15 protein-coding genes and 2 pseudogenes are annotated in these 15,465 nt (G+C 68.5%); 12 read left to right on the plus strand and 5 right to left on the minus strand.

The genetic code is table 11. The annotated features are described in order from the left end of the window. Nucleotides 1-73: 73 nt before the first annotated feature. A complete protein-coding gene (locus ACIP89_RS12210; protein ID WP_402114648.1) occupies nucleotides 74-1,585 on the minus strand; it encodes an alpha/beta hydrolase in 1,512 nt (503 codons plus the stop codon). A 166-nt stretch (nucleotides 1,586-1,751) separates the two neighbouring features. Between ACIP89_RS12210 and ACIP89_RS12215 the strand changes: the two genes are divergently transcribed. Then, entirely contained in the window at nucleotides 1,752-2,504 is a 753-nt protein-coding gene (locus ACIP89_RS12215; RefSeq protein WP_402114651.1) for a MerR family transcriptional regulator, read from the plus strand. Between the two features lie 216 nt (nucleotides 2,505-2,720). Here the strand turns inward: ACIP89_RS12215 and ACIP89_RS12220 are convergent, their stop codons facing one another. Together ACIP89_RS12220 and ACIP89_RS12225 are read right to left on the minus strand one after the other, a co-directional pair. After that, nucleotides 2,721-3,461: a MerR family transcriptional regulator gene (locus ACIP89_RS12220; RefSeq protein WP_402114653.1), complete on the minus strand. Its 741-nt coding sequence runs from the start codon at nucleotides 3,459-3,461 to the stop codon at nucleotides 2,721-2,723. A gap of 180 nt (nucleotides 3,462-3,641) precedes the next feature. Beyond that, nucleotides 3,642-4,253, minus strand: a complete 612-nt coding sequence (locus tag ACIP89_RS12225) for a TetR/AcrR family transcriptional regulator (RefSeq protein ID WP_401928112.1) — start codon at nucleotides 4,251-4,253, stop codon at nucleotides 3,642-3,644. A 151-nt stretch (nucleotides 4,254-4,404) separates the two neighbouring features. On the opposite strand from ACIP89_RS12225, the pseudogene ACIP89_RS12230 reads away from it, so the two are divergent. Together ACIP89_RS12230 and ACIP89_RS12235 are read left to right on the plus strand one after the other, a co-directional pair. Continuing rightward, nucleotides 4,405-4,638: pseudogene (locus ACIP89_RS12230) on the plus strand (helix-turn-helix domain-containing protein); the annotation flags it as partial. Nucleotides 4,639-4,718: 80 nt separating this feature from the next. Then, on the plus strand, nucleotides 4,719-5,012 hold the full coding sequence (locus ACIP89_RS12235; RefSeq protein ID WP_402115231.1) for a hypothetical protein: 294 nt from the start codon (nucleotides 4,719-4,721) through the stop codon (nucleotides 5,010-5,012). A 34-nt stretch (nucleotides 5,013-5,046) separates the two neighbouring features. On the opposite strand, the gene ACIP89_RS12240 is transcribed toward ACIP89_RS12235, so the two are convergent. Next, the gene (locus ACIP89_RS12240; RefSeq protein WP_402114656.1) at nucleotides 5,047-5,625 is read right to left on the minus strand and encodes a TetR/AcrR family transcriptional regulator; all 579 of its coding nucleotides are present in this window, start codon (nucleotides 5,623-5,625) and stop codon (nucleotides 5,047-5,049) included. 81 nt (nucleotides 5,626-5,706) lie between these two features. Here ACIP89_RS12240 and ACIP89_RS12245 point away from each other — a divergent pair, with 81 nt between their 5' ends. The 3 genes and pseudogenes from ACIP89_RS12245 to ACIP89_RS12255 form a co-directional block, all read left to right on the plus strand. Further along, nucleotides 5,707-6,480, plus strand: a complete 774-nt coding sequence (locus ACIP89_RS12245; RefSeq protein ID WP_402114658.1) for an SDR family oxidoreductase — start codon at nucleotides 5,707-5,709, stop codon at nucleotides 6,478-6,480. Between the two features lie 31 nt (nucleotides 6,481-6,511). Further along, nucleotides 6,512-6,880 carry a VOC family protein gene (locus tag ACIP89_RS12250; protein ID WP_402114659.1) on the plus strand — a complete coding sequence of 123 codons (369 nt, stop codon included), beginning with the start codon at nucleotides 6,512-6,514 and terminating at the stop codon, nucleotides 6,878-6,880. 42 nt (nucleotides 6,881-6,922) lie between these two features. Continuing rightward, nucleotides 6,923-7,024: pseudogene (locus ACIP89_RS12255) on the plus strand (IS5/IS1182 family transposase); the annotation flags it as partial. 7 nt (nucleotides 7,025-7,031) lie between these two features. Here the strand turns inward: ACIP89_RS12255 and ACIP89_RS12260 are convergent. Next, the gene (locus ACIP89_RS12260) at nucleotides 7,032-7,328 is read right to left on the minus strand and encodes a hypothetical protein (protein WP_401928102.1); all 297 of its coding nucleotides are present in this window, start codon (nucleotides 7,326-7,328) and stop codon (nucleotides 7,032-7,034) included. 113 nt (nucleotides 7,329-7,441) lie between these two features. Here ACIP89_RS12260 and ACIP89_RS12265 point away from each other — a divergent pair, with 113 nt between their 5' ends. From ACIP89_RS12265 to ACIP89_RS12290, 6 genes are all read left to right on the plus strand, one after another. Continuing rightward, nucleotides 7,442-8,089: a hypothetical protein gene (locus ACIP89_RS12265; protein ID WP_402114661.1), complete on the plus strand. Its 648-nt coding sequence runs from the start codon at nucleotides 7,442-7,444 to the stop codon at nucleotides 8,087-8,089. A gap of 112 nt (nucleotides 8,090-8,201) precedes the next feature. Further along, nucleotides 8,202-9,815, plus strand: a complete 1,614-nt coding sequence (locus ACIP89_RS12270) for an alpha/beta hydrolase (RefSeq protein WP_402114663.1) — start codon at nucleotides 8,202-8,204, stop codon at nucleotides 9,813-9,815. A gap of 1,019 nt (nucleotides 9,816-10,834) precedes the next feature. Next, a complete protein-coding gene (locus ACIP89_RS12275; RefSeq protein WP_401928095.1) occupies nucleotides 10,835-11,485 on the plus strand; it encodes a GPP34 family phosphoprotein in 651 nt (216 codons plus the stop codon). 70 nt (nucleotides 11,486-11,555) lie between these two features. Beyond that, nucleotides 11,556-12,290: a DUF3159 domain-containing protein gene (locus tag ACIP89_RS12280; protein WP_402114665.1), complete on the plus strand. Its 735-nt coding sequence runs from the start codon at nucleotides 11,556-11,558 to the stop codon at nucleotides 12,288-12,290. A gap of 36 nt (nucleotides 12,291-12,326) precedes the next feature. Next, on the plus strand, nucleotides 12,327-13,577 hold the full coding sequence (locus ACIP89_RS12285; protein WP_402114667.1) for a peptide synthetase: 1,251 nt from the start codon (nucleotides 12,327-12,329) through the stop codon (nucleotides 13,575-13,577). 167 nt (nucleotides 13,578-13,744) lie between these two features. Beyond that, nucleotides 13,745-15,166 carry an FAD-binding protein gene (locus ACIP89_RS12290; protein WP_402114669.1) on the plus strand — a complete coding sequence of 474 codons (1,422 nt, stop codon included), beginning with the start codon at nucleotides 13,745-13,747 and terminating at the stop codon, nucleotides 15,164-15,166. The last annotated feature ends 299 nt before the right edge of the window (nucleotides 15,167-15,465 follow it).

The raw sequence follows: 15,465 nt of genomic DNA on the forward strand, positions 1-15,465 counted from the left end.
TACGGAGTGCAACCGGTACACGCGTCGGGTAGCGAGACCTACGCATCACGAGACCGCGAGCGATCATGGCGGGTCAGTCCGCGCGGCAGGACGTGTCCTTCGTGGGCATCTCGCCCTCGACGAGGTAGCGCGTGGTGGTGTTCAACGCGCAGGAGTTCCGGCCCAGGACGTAGACACCGTGCCCGCTGTCGTCGACGCTGATCAGCCGGGCGCGGTCGCCGAACTTCTCGCGCAGCATCCTCCCGCCCTGGTGCGGGGTCGACGCGTCCCGCCGGTTCTGCAGGAGCAGCACGTTGCGCGGGCCTTCGGCGTCGACCTCCACGGGCGGTTCAGCGGAGGGGTACGGCCAGAAGGCGCAAGGGGTGATGTTGGCGGTGGCGGCGCCATACAGCGGGTAGCGTTCGCGGTCCTCGGCGACGCCTCGCCGGTAGGTGGTGATGTCCACGGGCCACTCGGCGTCGTTACAGGTGACGGCGAGGAACACGGTCAGTGCGTTGTCGGTCGGCGACAGCGCGCCGTCCGCCGTTTCCCCGGTGGCGGCCGTCAGACCGCGGGCCGCGGCCTCGTCGCCTTCGCGCAGCGTCTGCCAGGTCTGCGCCAGCGTGGGGTACTGCGCCTGCTTGAACAAGTGGCCGAACGTCAGGAGACGGAAGAGGCCGCCGTCGATCCCCGCGACCGGAGCCTTGTCGAGCCTGCCAGCGATGGCGAGGTAGGACGCCCGTACCTGCCCAGGTGTGCGGCCCAGGCCGTAGCTGTCGTGCCGGCTGGCGGCCCACTTCGCGAAGTCCGGCAGGGTCTGCTCCATGCCGAGCGCGTAGCGGCGCATGCCGTCGCGGTCGAGGTGAGTGTCTCCGATGTTGCTGTCGAGCACGATCCGGTCGGAACGCTCGGGGAACATCGACGCGTAGGCGGCGCCGAGGGCCGTGCCGTACGAGTAGCCCAGGTAGCTGGTCTTCTCCTCGTCGAGCGCGGCTCGGATCCGGTCCAGGTCGCGGGCGGTGTTCGCGGTGGTCAGGTGGCGCAGCCTGCCATCGTCGTCGTTGTCCGCGCACTGCTCGGCTGCCTTCTCAGCGACCTTCGCCTGCGCGGTGACCGCAGCGTCATCGACCGCGTAAGGCGGGATGTTGGAGTAGTAGAGGCTGTCTTTGGTGAAACCGCAGCTGACCGGTGTCGAATGACCGATCCCGCGGGTGTCCATGCCTATCAAGTCGTAGCGGTCGGTGACGCTGCTGGGCAGGCCCTGGGCCACCAGCAGCGCGGACAGCGCCAGCCCGGATCCGCCGGGACCGCCCGGGTTGAGCATGAGGACGCCGCGCCTCTTGTCCGGGTCGGCGGCGGCCAGCCGCGAAACGGTGAGGCCGATCTGCTCGCCTTCCGGCTCGGCGTAGTCCAACGGCACGCGCACGGTGGCGCACTGCAGCACGGTCGGAGCGGCTTCCGCCCCGACGTCGTCGGGGCACTGGCCCCACTCCACCTGAGGCGTTTTCGTCTCCTCGGCGGCGGCGGGCACAGTGATCAGTGACGCGCCCAGACCGATGACCGCCAGGAGGGCCAGGTTTCGGCCGGCACCGCTTTGTCGTTTCATGTCCAGTCTCCGCATATCGGTGCGTGGGGCATGGTCGCGTCCATCACACTCCCTGCCCCTGGGGCACGGTCAACCGCTGGCGAGCCGGAACCGAAGGGAGTTGACCGTGCCCCAGGGGCAGGCTTTTCAATGGCCACCGGGCACGATCCTGGAGAGGGGGCTCCTGATGGCGTGGAGTACCCGTCGGCTGGCGGAACTCGCGGGGACGACCGCCAAGGCCGTCCGGCACTACCACGGGATCGGCCTCCTGGACGAGCCGGAACGGGCGTCCAACGGCTACAAGCGCTATGGCGTCAACCATCTGGTGCGCCTGCTGCGTATCCGCAGACTGACCGACCTCGGTGTGGCTCTCGCAGATGTCCCCGCGGTCGAGAGCGGTGATGAGAGGGCACGGCAGATCCTTCGGGACCTCGACGCCGAACTCGCGGCGGACATCGAACGCCGACAGCGGATGCGGCGGGACCTGGCGGCCATCATGGACAATCGGGCCGCGCTCGACATGCCCCCGGACTTCAAGACGCTTGCCGACGACCTGCCCGAAACCCAGCGATCCCTGCTGGTGGCCTACTCCAGCATCCTCACACCCGAAGCGATTGCCGCCCTCAAGGAACAGCTTTCGGGACCCCGTGGCGACCTCGAAGCGGAGTTCGCGGCGCTCGAGGAGGACGCACCCGAGGACGTACGGCAGCGGCTGGCCGAGCAGATGGCGCCCGAAGCCCGCGAGCAGCACCGAGCCCACCCTGTTCTGGCCGACCTCGGGCGGGCCTCGCACCGGGAGAGGGCGCTCGCGGACTCGGTGACCGTGCACGCCTTGACCGAGTTCTACAACCGCGCGCACCTCGACGTGCTGCGACGCGTTCACGGCATCCTCGTCGAGAACGGCACCGCAGGGAGCGAGAGCGACGACGCCCAGCAGTGAGGGCAGCGCCGGTTAGGCGCACACCGCATCTGGGCCGCCCGCGCAGCGTCGGACCGGCCTACCGCAACGAGGCACGTGCGACAGCGGACCACACCGACCACGGTTCGCTGATGTCCAGGTGGTGGCAGTGACGACGACTCCTGCATGCACTCGTCACACCATCTGGCGCGCACTGGGCCACACTCACCGAGTCACGAAACGGCGCTCTGAGTACGGTCACCGAGGGGCATCGTCATCGGACAGGAGCCCGTCGAGCCGCTTCATCACATCCACCTGGGCTGGATTGTAGAGATCGCTGATGGCTTTGCCGATGGTGCGGGCGGTGTGCTGTCGACCGCGCGGGGCGTCTGAAGCGAGATCGCTGAGCCCGGGATGGCGGACCCGGAGGCCTCGAACGTACGGCACGAGACGCTCGGCGAGACTCTGGCGGGTCACCTCGTCGGCATCGGCCGGAAGCTCGTTGAGTTCCAGTGCCACCGGCTGCGGCTCCTGATGGAGCAGGTCGGCATAGGCATCCATCCCGCTGGGTCCGAGGACCGTACCGAGGACGGTGACGAACGAGCGGTCCGGGGCAGGAAGCTCGGCGGTCCTGTCCACGGAGACGAAGCGGAGGGGTAGATCGCTCGCAGCGCGTCCGCGCAGGAGGGCGTCCACCTCGACGCGGGCGTGTTGCAGGCGTTCGATGGTGGCGGCCAGCTCTGTGTCGAGAGCCCGCAGATCACGCGGATCGGGGCCCGAATCCGAGTCGTCGTCCATGCCCGCAATCTGGGACAGGGAGAAGCCCAGAGCGGTGAGGCGCTTTATCCGGAGGAGCCGGACGAGGTGGCTGACGCCGTACTGCTTGTATCCGTTGGAGCGACGCTCCGGCGCTTCAAGCAATCCGATGTCGTGGTAATGCCGTACGGCCCTGAGGCTGACGCCGCCCAGCTCCGCCATCTCCCGGGTGCTCCACGCCATGATCGAAATCTCCCTCGCCGTCTGGTGCCGTGTCTTTGCGTTTCTTTGCGGTCGCCGTGGGGAATTCGAGTCCGGCAACTGCCCGGCGGGCGGATAGCCGCCGACCATGCCGGTCTGTCCACGCCGATGCCCGTCGCGCCGTGGTCTCGCGCCTCGGCGCGAAGGGGTGGCTGGTCCGGTTCACGGCCGAGGGGGTCCGGCGGATGGTGCGGGGCCGGTGGAGAGGACGTGGTCGACGGCGGCGTTGAGGGTCTCGGTCTCGGCGATGAGGACGGATTCGCGGGTGGGCAATGCGCGTTCGACCGAGAGTCCGTTGAGGACGGTGAGAAGGAACCTGACGTTGCGGGTGTGGTCTCCCGGGGGCAATGCGCCCTCCTCGGCGAGCACAGCCAGCCAGTGTTCGACCAGACGCTCCGCCTCCCGCTCGTGGGCGAGGTAGGCGGTGCGTACCGGTTCGGTCGGCTCGGGCTCGATGAAGCTCCGATAGACCGTGCCCCACGCGGTGCGCGCGTCCTCGTTGGTACCGAGCGGTGCGAGAACCTGCCGCAGGCAGTTCAGCAGCCGTTCGCGGGGCGCCAGCGTCCGGTCCCGGATCGGGTCGCCGGGCAGCAGGTGTTCGTAGATCCTCACGAGCAAGCTGTCCTGCAGCGCGCGCTGGGTGGGGAAGTGGAACCTCAGCGAGCCGGTGCTCACCCCCGCACGCGCGGCGACCGCGCGCACGCTCAGCTTCGCCGCTACGTCCTCGGCGATCATCTCCGCAGCGGCCTTGAGGATCTTCTCGCGTGTTTCCATCCCGCTCTCCTTCGCTTCTCCCAGCACCCTTCACTGTGCTAGCACGCCGTACTAGTACAGCATGCTAGCGCTCCGATCGGGAAGGTTCGCCGAGGCGGTCGTCCGGGCGGCTGGATGCACGGTGACATCCGCTCTGACTGCTGGGGGTGTAGTGGCTGAGCTTGTCCATGTGCGCAGGCTGACCGGCCAGGAGGGGCAGAAGCTGCAGCAGATCGTGCGCCGGGGCGGCACCATTTCGGTGCGCTACCGGCGCGCGACGATGCTGCTGGCCTCGGCCGGTGGGAACCGGGTGCCGGTAATCACGAAGCTGATGCAGGCTGACGAGGACACCGTCCGCGACGTGATCCACCGGTTCAATGAGATCGGCCTTGCCTGCTTGGACCCCTCGCTCTTGCGCAGCGACTCCCTCCTGCTGGGCTACGACGCGTTCCACCTGGCCGATCGGCTCATGACCCAGCCACGCGATTGGACAACAGCAGGATCCGGGCGCATCCGTTCCTGGACGGCAAGCACGTGGCCGAGTCGAAACTGCCCGCGGCCTTCCCGGTCTACGGGGGCGTCATCGAGGTGGCGATGAGCAGCCACGGCATCAAGCGCTGCCACTATCGCCCCCTGGACGGACAGCCGCCTCAGCTCACGCCTGACCCCGCCTCCGCGGAGGGACGGAGTGCGCGCTTCGGCACCCGCCACCCGGGACTGAGCGGGGCGATCGCCATCGGATCGGTGCTGCTGGTCATCGGTGGGAGCGGTCAGGAGTGACGGGCAGGGCCCGGCCGGTGGCGCCCGCCCCGGCTCAGGGTGACTGCGGGGCGCCGTGTCGCAGGCCGTCGAAGAGGAGGGCGGTGATCTGCCGGGCCTCGACCAGCCAGCCCTCCGTGACGCGCATTCCGCAGATGCCGCCCAGGGCACGCAACAGAGTTGGCCCTGTGACGTCGTCGCGGACGGTGCCGGCCACACTGCCTGCTTCGAGCAGCAGGGAGAGGGCACCGGCCATACGCGTACGGGCGTCGCCGAAGACCGGTGAGTCCGTCGCCATGATGCTTTCCAGCACACCGGACATCCCCTTGCCCACCGCCGCGTGGTCCACGAGCAGCAGCAGGAAGCGCCGCAGCGCCTCCTCCGGGGCGTGCTGGTCCAGCAGGACAGCGGGCGTGGCGCACAGGTCGTCGACCTCTTTGCGGTAGACCTCCTCGATCAGCGCGTCGCGGGTTTCGAAGTGACGGTAGAGCGTTCCGACGGCGACGCCGGCGCTGCGGGCGATGTCCTCGACGTGCGCGTCGGCGTCGCCGCCGAGGAACGCCTGGCGGGCCGCGGACAGCAAGGCCTCGCGGTTGCGTCGCGCGTCGGCACGCAGCGGGCGTGGTTGCGGCAAGAGAACCTCCATAAGGTGAGTCCGGTTCCGTTTACGTGTACCTTTTCCGGAGTCAGGTTCATCTTACGGAGGAGAGACCCCATGCCCATCACAGACAACAGCCTCGACGGCCTACGGGTACTGGTCACCGGCGGCAGCCGGGGCCTGGGCGCGGCAACCGTGCGCCGCTTCGTCGCCGCGGGCGCGACCGTACTGACGGCCTCCCGCAGCCGGCCCGAGGAGGACAGCGGTGCCACATTCCTCGCGGCAGACCTCTCCACGCAGCAGGGAGTGGCCGAACTCGGCCGCCGCGTCGTCGAGCAGGTGGGCGGCGTGGACGTGCTCGTGAACAACGCGGGCGCGGCGAGCTCCCCGGCGCCGACGCTGAGCCGGTCGGACGAATCCTGGCAGGCGGACCTGGAAATGAACCTCCTCAGCGCCGTGCGCCTGGACCGGGCCCTGGTGCCGGGAATGGTCGAGCGGGGCTCCGGCGTCGTCGTGCACGTCTCCTCGATCGCCAGCCAACTGCCTCAGCGCACCGAGGCGTCCTACGCCGCCGCCAAGGCCGCGCTCAACACCTACAGCCGCGAACTGGCCACCGAAGTCGGCGCACACGGGGTGCGCGTGGTCTGCGTCCTTCCCGGCTTCGTCATCACCGACGGCGCCACCGCCCACCTGAAGCACATGGCCGAGAAGCAGGGCATGACCACCGAAGAGGTCACCCGGCAGATCGTGGACCACCTGAACGTTCCCATGGGCCGCCCCGGCGATCCCGAGGATGTCGCCGAGATGATCGCCTTTCTCGCCTCCGGCCGCGCGAAATGGCTCACCGGAGCGCAGTTCCGCGTCGACGGCGGCATCATCCCGACCGTCTGAGCAACCACCGACAGCACGAACAGGACACCCCATGCCCATCACCCTGGCCTCCGTGATCATCGACGCCGCCGACATCGAGAAGGAAAGCTCGTTCTGGCACCGGCTGCTCGGCGGCTCCCTCACCCCCACGCCGACGCACCACTTCCTCCAGGCTCCCGGCCTCCCGGTGATCGTGGTCCAGTCCGCTCCCGGACACACCGCCCCGAACTGGCCGGACGGCACCTCCCAGCAGATGCACCTCGACTTCGGCGTTGACGACCTCGCAACCGCCGACCGCACGGCCACCGACGCCGGCGCCACCCGACTGCGCCCCACCGACGAGATCACCCCGGAAACCCGCACCGGTAGCCGGGTCTACGCCAGCCCGGCCGGACACCCCTTCTGCCTGCGCTCAACCTGAGCCGGCCGTCCACCAGGCCGCGCCTGTCGTCAAACGATGGCAGGCTCCAAGCACCACGTGATCACCGACGGGCACGGCGCCCCGCTCGCCGTCATCCTCACCGGCGGCAACCGCGACGACGTCACCCAGCTGCTGCCCCTGCTGCACGAGCTCATAAGGACTGTGCCGTAACTGCTGCTTGCCACCGGCGCCTCACCTCCTCGGCGAGCACGGCCAGCCAGTGTTCGACCAGACGCTCCGCCTCCCGCTCGTGGGCGAGGTAGGCGGTGCGTACAGGTTCGGTCGGCTCGGGCTCGATGAAGCTCCGATAGACCGTGCCCCACGCGGTGCGCGCGTCCTCGGTGGTACCGAGCGGTGCGAGAACCTGCCGCAGGCAGTTCAACAGCCGTTCGCGGGGCGCCAGCGTCCGGTCCCGAATCGGGTCGCCGGACAGCAGGCCTTCCTTCACTTCTCCCGGCTTTCCCCACGCCGCTAGTACGCCGTACTGGTACAGCGTGCTAGCGTCTTACTAGCACGCTGTACCAGTACGGGTGCGGCCGAGGCGCGAGGGGTGCGCGGAGCATGGTGTTGAAGCAGTGGGCGGCATCGAGGCGCCTCAAGCCGGGCGACAGCAGGGAACTGCAGCGGTTCCGCTGGTGGCAGCTCCCCGTGCGCTCCCTGTTCTGGTTACGGCTTCCCGGTGGCGGCGGCCAGGAACGCCTCTACGCCGTCGACGTACGGCACTGGGCGCGATTGGACAACAGCAGGATCCGGGCGCATCTGTTCCTGGACGGCAGGCACGTGGCCGAGTCGAAACTGCCCGCGCTCCTCCCTGTCGACGGGGGCGTCATCGAGGTGGCGATGAGCAGCTACGGCATCAAGCGCTGCCACTATCGCCCCCTGGACGGACAACCGTCTCAGCTCACGCCCGACCCCGCCTCCGCGGAGGGACGGAGGGCGCGCTTCGGCACCCGCCACCCGGGACTGAGCCGGGCGATCGCCATCGGATCGGTGCTGCTGCTGGTCATCGGTGTGGGTCTGAACCTGCTGCAGCTCGCTGAACCCGTCTCTCACATCCCCCCCGTCACACAGCGGGTCGGAACCTTCGTATCGCCGATACACCTGCCGATCTGGCTGAACCTCGCACTGGGAGGCGGGGCCGTTCTGGCGAGCATGGAGCGCGCTCTCCGCCTGCGGTACTCCTCCCTGCTCGACGCGGCCGGTCACTGACTCATCGAAGCGAGGAAGGCACGACCACACCAGCCCTCCTCGGTCGACCTCTCGCGCGACCGACGTGTCGGACCGCATGGAATGGCACACGTAGGACGAAAGGAAGATGATCATGATCCAGTTGAGGCCACGGACCGCCGCCAAGTACGGGACTGCGTTCGCCACAGCCCTCATGGTCCTGACGGGGTGCTCGTCCGGAGCCTCGGGGCCGCGCAGCACGTCCGCAACGGGCGCGTCGGCCCCGGCCCCCTCCCCTGACACGGTCACTTGGAGCACGTGCGGGAAGGACCTGGAATGCGCCACGATCAAGGTTCCGCAGGAATACACCGACCCCGAGGGCGCACAGATCCCGCTCGCGGTCATGCGGCACCGGGCCACTGATCCCGCTCAGCGCATCGGCAGTCTCATCTTCAACCCGGGCGGACCCGGGGTCGCCGCCACCGAGACACTGCGCAATCTGCCCAAGACAGCCGGTACTCCGGGCGCTTTCTCGTCCGCTGTGCTCGCCAGATTCGACGTCATCGCGATGGACCCGCGCGGCGTCGGCCAATCGCAGGCCGTTCGCTGCCTGACCGACCAGCAGCGAGCCGACGCCGCCGGCACCTCCTTCGACCCGGCGATCCCCGGGGGCAAGCCTCTTCCGCGGCTGCTGGCCGACGCCGCCGCGTTCACCGACGGCTGCGCCAAGCACCAGAGCAAGAAGTTCCTGGCCAGCCTTTCCACCGACAACGTGGCTCGCGACATCGACCGAGTCCGCGCCGCGCTCGGCGAGAAGAAGATCACGTACTACGGCTTGTCCTACGGCACCGTGGTCGGCCCGATGTACGCCACACTCTTCCCTCACCGAGTCCGCCAGATGGTGCTCGACGCCCCCGTCGACACCAACCAGTGGTTCGGCGACTCCCTCCCCTTCCAGAACGACGTCGCCGTGGCAAGCGAACGAACCCTCAACGCCTGGTTCAAGACCTGTCGCGCCGAAGGGGCCGCAGTATGCCCGTTCGGGGCAGGTGACCCGGAGGCGGCGTTCGACACACTCATCGACACGTTGGAAGCGAAGCCGCTGAAAATCGCACCCGCCCAGGGGGGCGCCACCCCGGGCGGCGAACTCGACGGTGCCATGACCCTGGAGACCACCCGAGCCCTGGCCGGCGACCAGAACACCTGGCCCTTGCTGACCTCGGCACTGCTGGCCGCGCAGAAGGGCAACGGCGCACCCCTCTATACCCTGTGGAGCAGCGTCACGGTATCCCCCTTCCCCGTCCCCACCGCGATGTTCGAAACGCACACTGCGGTACGCTGCGCCGACTGGAAGACCCCGTCCGGCATCGCCGCGCACAGGGCCGCAGCCACAAAGGCCACTACCGAGGCGAAGCGGATCGGGACCCGGGCCGCCTACTCCGCTCTCAACTGCGCACGGTGGCCCGCGCCGAACAAGGACCGCGTCACCAAGCCGCTCACCGCCGCCGGTGCGCCACCGGCACTGGTGGTCGCAGGCCGACTGGACCCCGTCACCCCCCATCACTGGGCCGAGAACATGACCCGGACTCTGGACGCCGCGGTCCTGCTCACACGTGAAGGAGTCGGACACGGCTCCTACGGCATCAACTCGTGTGTCAACAAGGCAGTTGACGCCGCGCTCCTCCACGGCACCCACCCCGCCGACGGCACCGTGTGCAAGACGGAAACGCCCGCAACCACCCGCCCCCTCGTCCCTGCGAAGCGTTGAGTCACAGCCAGCCGTCACCCGTCCACGCATACGCACGGCATGACCTCAGAACAGCGGAAGGACCTACGCACGGGCTGACTGATGTTCAAGGCCACAGCTAAGGGCCGGCCCGCATTTCCCGCCGGGTGCGCGACGATAGCCAAGACACCTCGTCACGTTGTCGGAGCGTCCCGATACATCCAGTATGTGGACCTCCTTCGCTTTGCGATACGCCGCGCCTGGACGCCACGCGCTTGATCCACCGGGAATTGCGTCCTCACGCAACCCACTTCAGGGCCCCACCCGTGCGTGATTCTGCGCCGGCTTGGTGAACTGACGCACCGCAAAAGCGGACAGAGAATAGTCCCTGCGTTCTCAACCAAGACGCTCTCGGTGATGTAATCCGCGGTTGCTGACAGCGCAGGTCAAACAAGGCAGAAGGAAAACCCGTGCCTTGACCTCGTTGCCACCCTGCTCACAGCACACCACCTGGCCAGTTCAAGGAGAGACCGCCCCGCCTCCGGCGACTCCGATTGCACCAGCGGTCTCTCCCACTGCTGCTACCGCACGTCCAGCACACCTTTCGCCGACGGCCCAGCGGCACGGCCAGGGTCCGCCGGGAGCCCGGCACGTGAACGGTCATAACTGCGCGGGTCCCGTGCATCCCGCACGTCCTGTCGGGACGCCCCAGGCGCGAGGCGGACGCCGGATACGCCTCTGTCACGACGGCGGACTCGGCGCGCACCATGCAATAGATCCCGACATGTCCATTCTCCAGGTCGTACAGAACTATGCCGTAACGTCACCAGTTTCACGGCTCGAACCGGAGGTAGGAGAACCACTGAAAAGCAAACCAGGGGCGAGGACGTAGCCGTTACTCCCTAATGGATGGGCAAACATCCATTTCGTTCCACCTGCCCCCTGACAGGGATTAAAGGAAGAACGGGTGCGACCGATGAGCCTCTCCCCTGCACACATTTCACTCTCTTATCGGCGATAGAAACTCTTGCCCACTTCGGCTAGCACAAAGGGGAGTTCTGATGCCCACAAATCTCGCTCAGAAACTGTACCTGCTCTGCTACACCCCCAAGAAGGAAAAGTTCCAGCTCGACAACATTCAGGGGCGCGGCCAGCTGTTGCGGGCCGGGGCGATGACTGAGCTGGCCCGTAACGGTCTGCTGGACGCGACCGGGGGGAAGGTTCGGCGGCTCTCCGGCAATCCGCCGGAGGATCCGTTCACGGCATCGGTCTGGTACGACCTGCCCGAGGACAAGCCCAAGGGCTGGCTGAAGTTCCTGCACAACAAGGCGCACACAGCCGAAACCCCGGTCCGCGACCAGTTGCTCGCCTCCGGGGATGTCGCCATCGAACGGCAGAAGAAGCTGGGGGTCGTGTCCACCAACAGGGTCACCGTGGTGCACCCGGACCTGGTGCACGCCCTGCAGGACCGGGTGCGCGCGAGCGTGCTCGACGGCGCTCCCGCCGATGACCTGACGGACGAGCTGGCCATGGCCGTCCTGGCGGTCGAGCTGGAGCTCACCTCGGTGTGGAGCAAAGAAGACCGCCGCACCCACAAGTCCGCCCTGAAGGCCCAAGCGGCGCGGTTCGACGCGTTCGTCCCCGGACTGCGCAAGGCACTGCGCGACTCCTATCTCGCGAGCCGGGCCGTGGGGGGCGGCTGGAGCGCCTGAACCGCACCACGACCGCAACGAGAAATTCCCGAGAGACGCTGCAACCGCAGCCCGTGACCAGGAGTGATCGATGACCCAACTCGAAGGCGAGCACGCCCCCTCCCCAACTCACGACCGGGGCAACACAGGCGCGCCGCCCCCCGCCCCGGGTTCGCCCATGCTCGAGTCCATGGGCGGCATCGCGGGCTTCGTCTACTCGACCGTCCCGGTCGTGGTGTTCGTGATCGCACTCGCCTTGCTGTCGACGAAGGCAGCCGTGATCGCGGCGGTAGCAACCGGTGCGGTGCTCACCATGGCCCGGCTGGTGCGTGGAGAACGCCTTCTCGCCGCTTCGGGCAGCCTGACCGGTGTTCTGGTCGCGGCAGGCATCGTCGCACTCACCGGATCCGCCAAGGACTTCTTCCTGCTGGGCATCTGGGTGGCCTTCGCAGGATTCCTCGCCACCTTCGGTTCGGTCCTCCTCCGCCGCCCCCTGACCGGTGTGGCGTGGAACCTCCTGCACGGTGGCGCGCACGCCTGGCGCCCGGACCGTCAGGTTCTGCGGGCACACGACATAGCCACGCTCGCAGCGGCGAGCGTCCTCGGCGCCCGGTTCGTGGTGAAGCAGTGGCTCTACGTGCATGACGCCACCGGCTGGCTCGCCTTCGCGAAGATCGCCATGGGCACCCCCCTCACCGTGGTCGCCGCACTGGTCGTCGCCTGGGCCTTCCGTGCGACGTCCAAGCGTCTGGTGGACAGCCGACCGGTCCCGACCATCGCTCGGCACGAGGCCGAACTCCCCCCTCGTCAGGATGCGCCCAGGTAACGAGCAGTCACATCACCTCAGCGAGGAAGGAACCTCATGTCGATCAGCCACACGCAAACAGAGACGGCGCGGGAACTCGGAGCCTTCGAGCGGACCATCGATCTCTACATGCACCGAAACCCTGTCCAGTTCTCCCTGGTCGCCGAGATCGACCGCAAGGTCTGTGAGCAGACGCTGGCACGGGCGCTGAAGCAGGTGCAGGCACAGCACCCGCTGCTCCGCGTCTCGGTCGACCGCCGGTCCGCTCAGGCCCGGTACCGCTGGGCAGAGGGGCCGGTCAGGATCGAATCCGCCGCCGAGGGAACGCCGTGGCAGTCGGTCGTCGCCCGTGAGCAGACGTGCCCCATCGCGCCGGAGCCCGGCCCGCTCCTGCGGACCGTACTGATTCCCGCGGAAACAGGCAGCGTCATCGTGCTGACCTTCGCCCACCAGATCACCGACGGCACCGGCGGCATGCGCGTGGTGGCGGACCTCGTCGCCGCCCTCGACGGCGACGAGGAGAGCGGTAGGCCGACCCCGGGGCAGGATGCGCCGCCCTCCCAGGAGGCGCTCCTGCAGGCCCTCGACGCGGCGACGCCTCCCGTCGGGCCGCCCCAGGACGAGCTGATGAACCCGCCCGGCGAGCTGACTCAGTTCTCGGGACGGACACCGCACGTCTCCGCTTTGGCCCTGCAACGCGGTCTGACCGCACGCCTCGTGGCCCGCTGCCGCGCGGAGGGCGTGTCCGTGCACGCCGCGCTGTGCGCTGCCGCCGGCACGGTCTTCCATCGTGCGGGCCGCACCCGGGTGCGGGTGCTGAGCCCGGTCGACCTGCGCCGTGCCGCGGGTCTGCCCGACGCCGTCGCCAACCGGTTCGCCGGAGCGCGAACGGTCAGCGAGGCATCCCAGGCCGAAGATTTCTGGAAACTGGCCCAGCACCATCACCAGGATCTGGAACACCAGCGGACACCTGGGTTGCTCAGAGCCGGTGCGCAGGCGCTGGCCCAGCAGCCGCCGACCACCCCCGAAGAGGCCGAGACGATGATGACCGCCGTCACCGCCGCCGACATCCAGATCACCAATCTCGGGGTGGTCGAGGCGCCTGCACACGTCCGCGCCCGACTCACCGCTCTGTGGGGGCCGGCGCAGACCACCCAACTGGCCGGTGAACACGTCCTGGGTGTCGCCACGTGCGGGGGACGCCTACGAATGACGGAGCTGACCCACGACCCCCTGGCCGTCCTGCTGCCCGAGATGGCCACCGTCCTCGCCCAGCAGTGCACCGAACCCGACGCCCCCTCCACCTGATGAGTGCAGGACACCGAGCACCCTCCCAGACACACCGTCGGCCATCCGGCGGTTCGAACCGCCCGGGACACCCCCGAACGGGCAGAGCGCCACCGAACCGACCCGGCCACCACATCCACACCACGCCCTCGACAGCCGCACCCCATGAGCGACACACAGGAGTGACCATGCAGTCCCGTACCGACGCCCACGAAACAGTCGATACCGCCTTCCTGGCCGAGCTGCGGTCCCGTATTCCTGCGGACCGTGTGCTCACCAGCGGACCGGAGTACACGCGAGCCGTGGCGCTGTTCAACGCAGCGGTCGATGTCCGCCCTTCGGTCGTCGTGCGGTGCGCGAGCACCGCTGACGTGCAGGCGGGAGTACGCGCTTCTCGCAACCACGGAGTGCCGCTCTCCGTGCGTGGCGGGGGTCACGACTTCTGGGGCCGGGCGTTCCGTCCCGGTGGGCTAGTTCTCGATCTGACCGAAATGAGAGACGTGCAGGTGGACGTCAACCACGGTTACGCGACAGTCGGCGGCGGGGCTCTCTCTTCGGACGTCGTCTCAGCCGCCGAGCGGGCGGGCCTGACCGCCGTCACCGGAACGGCGGGCTCCGTCGGCATGGTCGGCCTCACGCTCGGCGGCGGCTACGGCCCCCTCCTGGGCCAATTCGGGCTCGCAGCCGACAACCTGCTCAGCGCCGAGGTCGTCCTGGCCGACGGCTCACGACTGAACACCGACGCCGAACACCACCCGGACCTCTTCTGGGCGTTGCGCGGCGGCGGCGGCAACTTCGGCGTCGTGACCTCGGCACGGATCCGCCTGCACCCCGTACCGACCGTCATCTCGGGAACCATCCTGTACCCGATCGACCAGAGCGCCGGCATACTGGCCGACCTCGGCGAGGTCCTTCAGGACAGTCCCGACGAGCTGACGGTAGACGTGGGGTTCCTTCCCGGCCCGGATGGCAAGCCGACGGTGTACGTTGCGCCGACCTGGTCGGGGAACCTTGAGGCGGGCAATGCCCAGAACGGGCCGGTACGCACTCTGGCCAGACTCGGTACACCCGTGCTCGCCGAGATCGGACCGGTCGCCCGTTCCGCAACGCTGGCAGCGACGGACGCCATGTTCCCACCGGGACGCATGGGCGCGATCCGCACACGGACCGTCCAGAGCGTCACGGGCTCCATCGCAACCGTCCTGGACCGGGCCGCCCGGGAGTTCACCTCACCCTTCTCCGCGATCGTGTGGCACCAGTTCCACGGTGCGGCCACCCGCCCCACTCTCGGTTCCACGGCTTTCGGCCGACGCGAACCGCACCTCATGGTCGAGCTGATCTGCATGTGGGAGAACGGCGAGAACAAGGACCATACAGGCGGTGGCGACGGCAGGTCCTCGCACCTGCGCTGGCTGGAAGAGACTCACGCAGCCCTGGAACCGTTGTCACTGCCGGGTGGCTACGTGAACTTCCTGGGGCCGGAGACTCCCGACCAGGTAGCGAACTCCTACGGGCCGAACACCGAACGCCTGCTCTCCGTGAAGTCCGCAGTCGACCCGGACTCGGTCTTCTCCGCCACACCGCTCCCTACATCCACCGCCGACGCGTGATCCCCGCGCGTGTGAGGCGAAGGAGACATCGCCGACCTGGTCAACGGCGGCGACCCCTCATCCCTGCCTCCTGCTGATCAACCCTGGAGCCTGCCGGCCCCCGACCTTGGCCCACGGCACGGTGGCCGCACGCCCTTCCAGGGCTGCGTGCGACGCACGGCCGGAGCACGACAGCCACCGCGAGCAGAACAGTTGCGTCGGAAGGAGCGCATCGCTCGACCAAGCGGATATGTGGTGTGCTGCGCTGGGACAGCTTGTCTGTCGTGCTCACCCGGAAAGTCGTGTCGCCAGGCACGTAC

Origin of the sequence: Streptomyces sp. NPDC088730, assembly GCF_044751215.1 — a bacterium.
GTDB lineage: Bacteria > Actinomycetota > Actinomycetes > Streptomycetales > Streptomycetaceae > Streptomyces.

Bases quoted from the DNA above. Each gene is read 5' to 3' on its own strand.
- ACIP89_RS12210 (WP_402114648.1), bottom strand. From the start codon at position 1,585: ATGAAACGACAAAGCGGTGCCGGCCGAAACCTGGCCCTCCTGGCGGTC.
- ACIP89_RS12215 (WP_402114651.1), top strand. From the start codon at position 1,752: ATGGCGTGGAGTACCCGTCGGCTGGCGGAACTCGCGGGGACGACCGCC.
- ACIP89_RS12220 (WP_402114653.1), bottom strand. From the start codon at position 3,461: ATGGCGTGGAGCACCCGGGAGATGGCGGAGCTGGGCGGCGTCAGCCTC.
- ACIP89_RS12225 (WP_401928112.1), bottom strand. From the start codon at position 4,253: ATGGAAACACGCGAGAAGATCCTCAAGGCCGCTGCGGAGATGATCGCC.
- ACIP89_RS12245 (WP_402114658.1), top strand. From the start codon at position 5,707: ATGCCCATCACAGACAACAGCCTCGACGGCCTACGGGTACTGGTCACC.
- ACIP89_RS12250 (WP_402114659.1), top strand. From the start codon at position 6,512: ATGCCCATCACCCTGGCCTCCGTGATCATCGACGCCGCCGACATCGAG.
- ACIP89_RS12265 (WP_402114661.1), top strand. From the start codon at position 7,442: ATGGTGTTGAAGCAGTGGGCGGCATCGAGGCGCCTCAAGCCGGGCGAC.
- ACIP89_RS12270 (WP_402114663.1), top strand. From the start codon at position 8,202: ATGATCCAGTTGAGGCCACGGACCGCCGCCAAGTACGGGACTGCGTTC.
- ACIP89_RS12275 (WP_401928095.1), top strand. From the start codon at position 10,835: ATGCCCACAAATCTCGCTCAGAAACTGTACCTGCTCTGCTACACCCCC.
- ACIP89_RS12280 (WP_402114665.1), top strand. From the start codon at position 11,556: ATGACCCAACTCGAAGGCGAGCACGCCCCCTCCCCAACTCACGACCGG.
- ACIP89_RS12285 (WP_402114667.1), top strand. From the start codon at position 12,327: ATGTCGATCAGCCACACGCAAACAGAGACGGCGCGGGAACTCGGAGCC.
- ACIP89_RS12290 (WP_402114669.1), top strand. From the start codon at position 13,745: ATGCAGTCCCGTACCGACGCCCACGAAACAGTCGATACCGCCTTCCTG.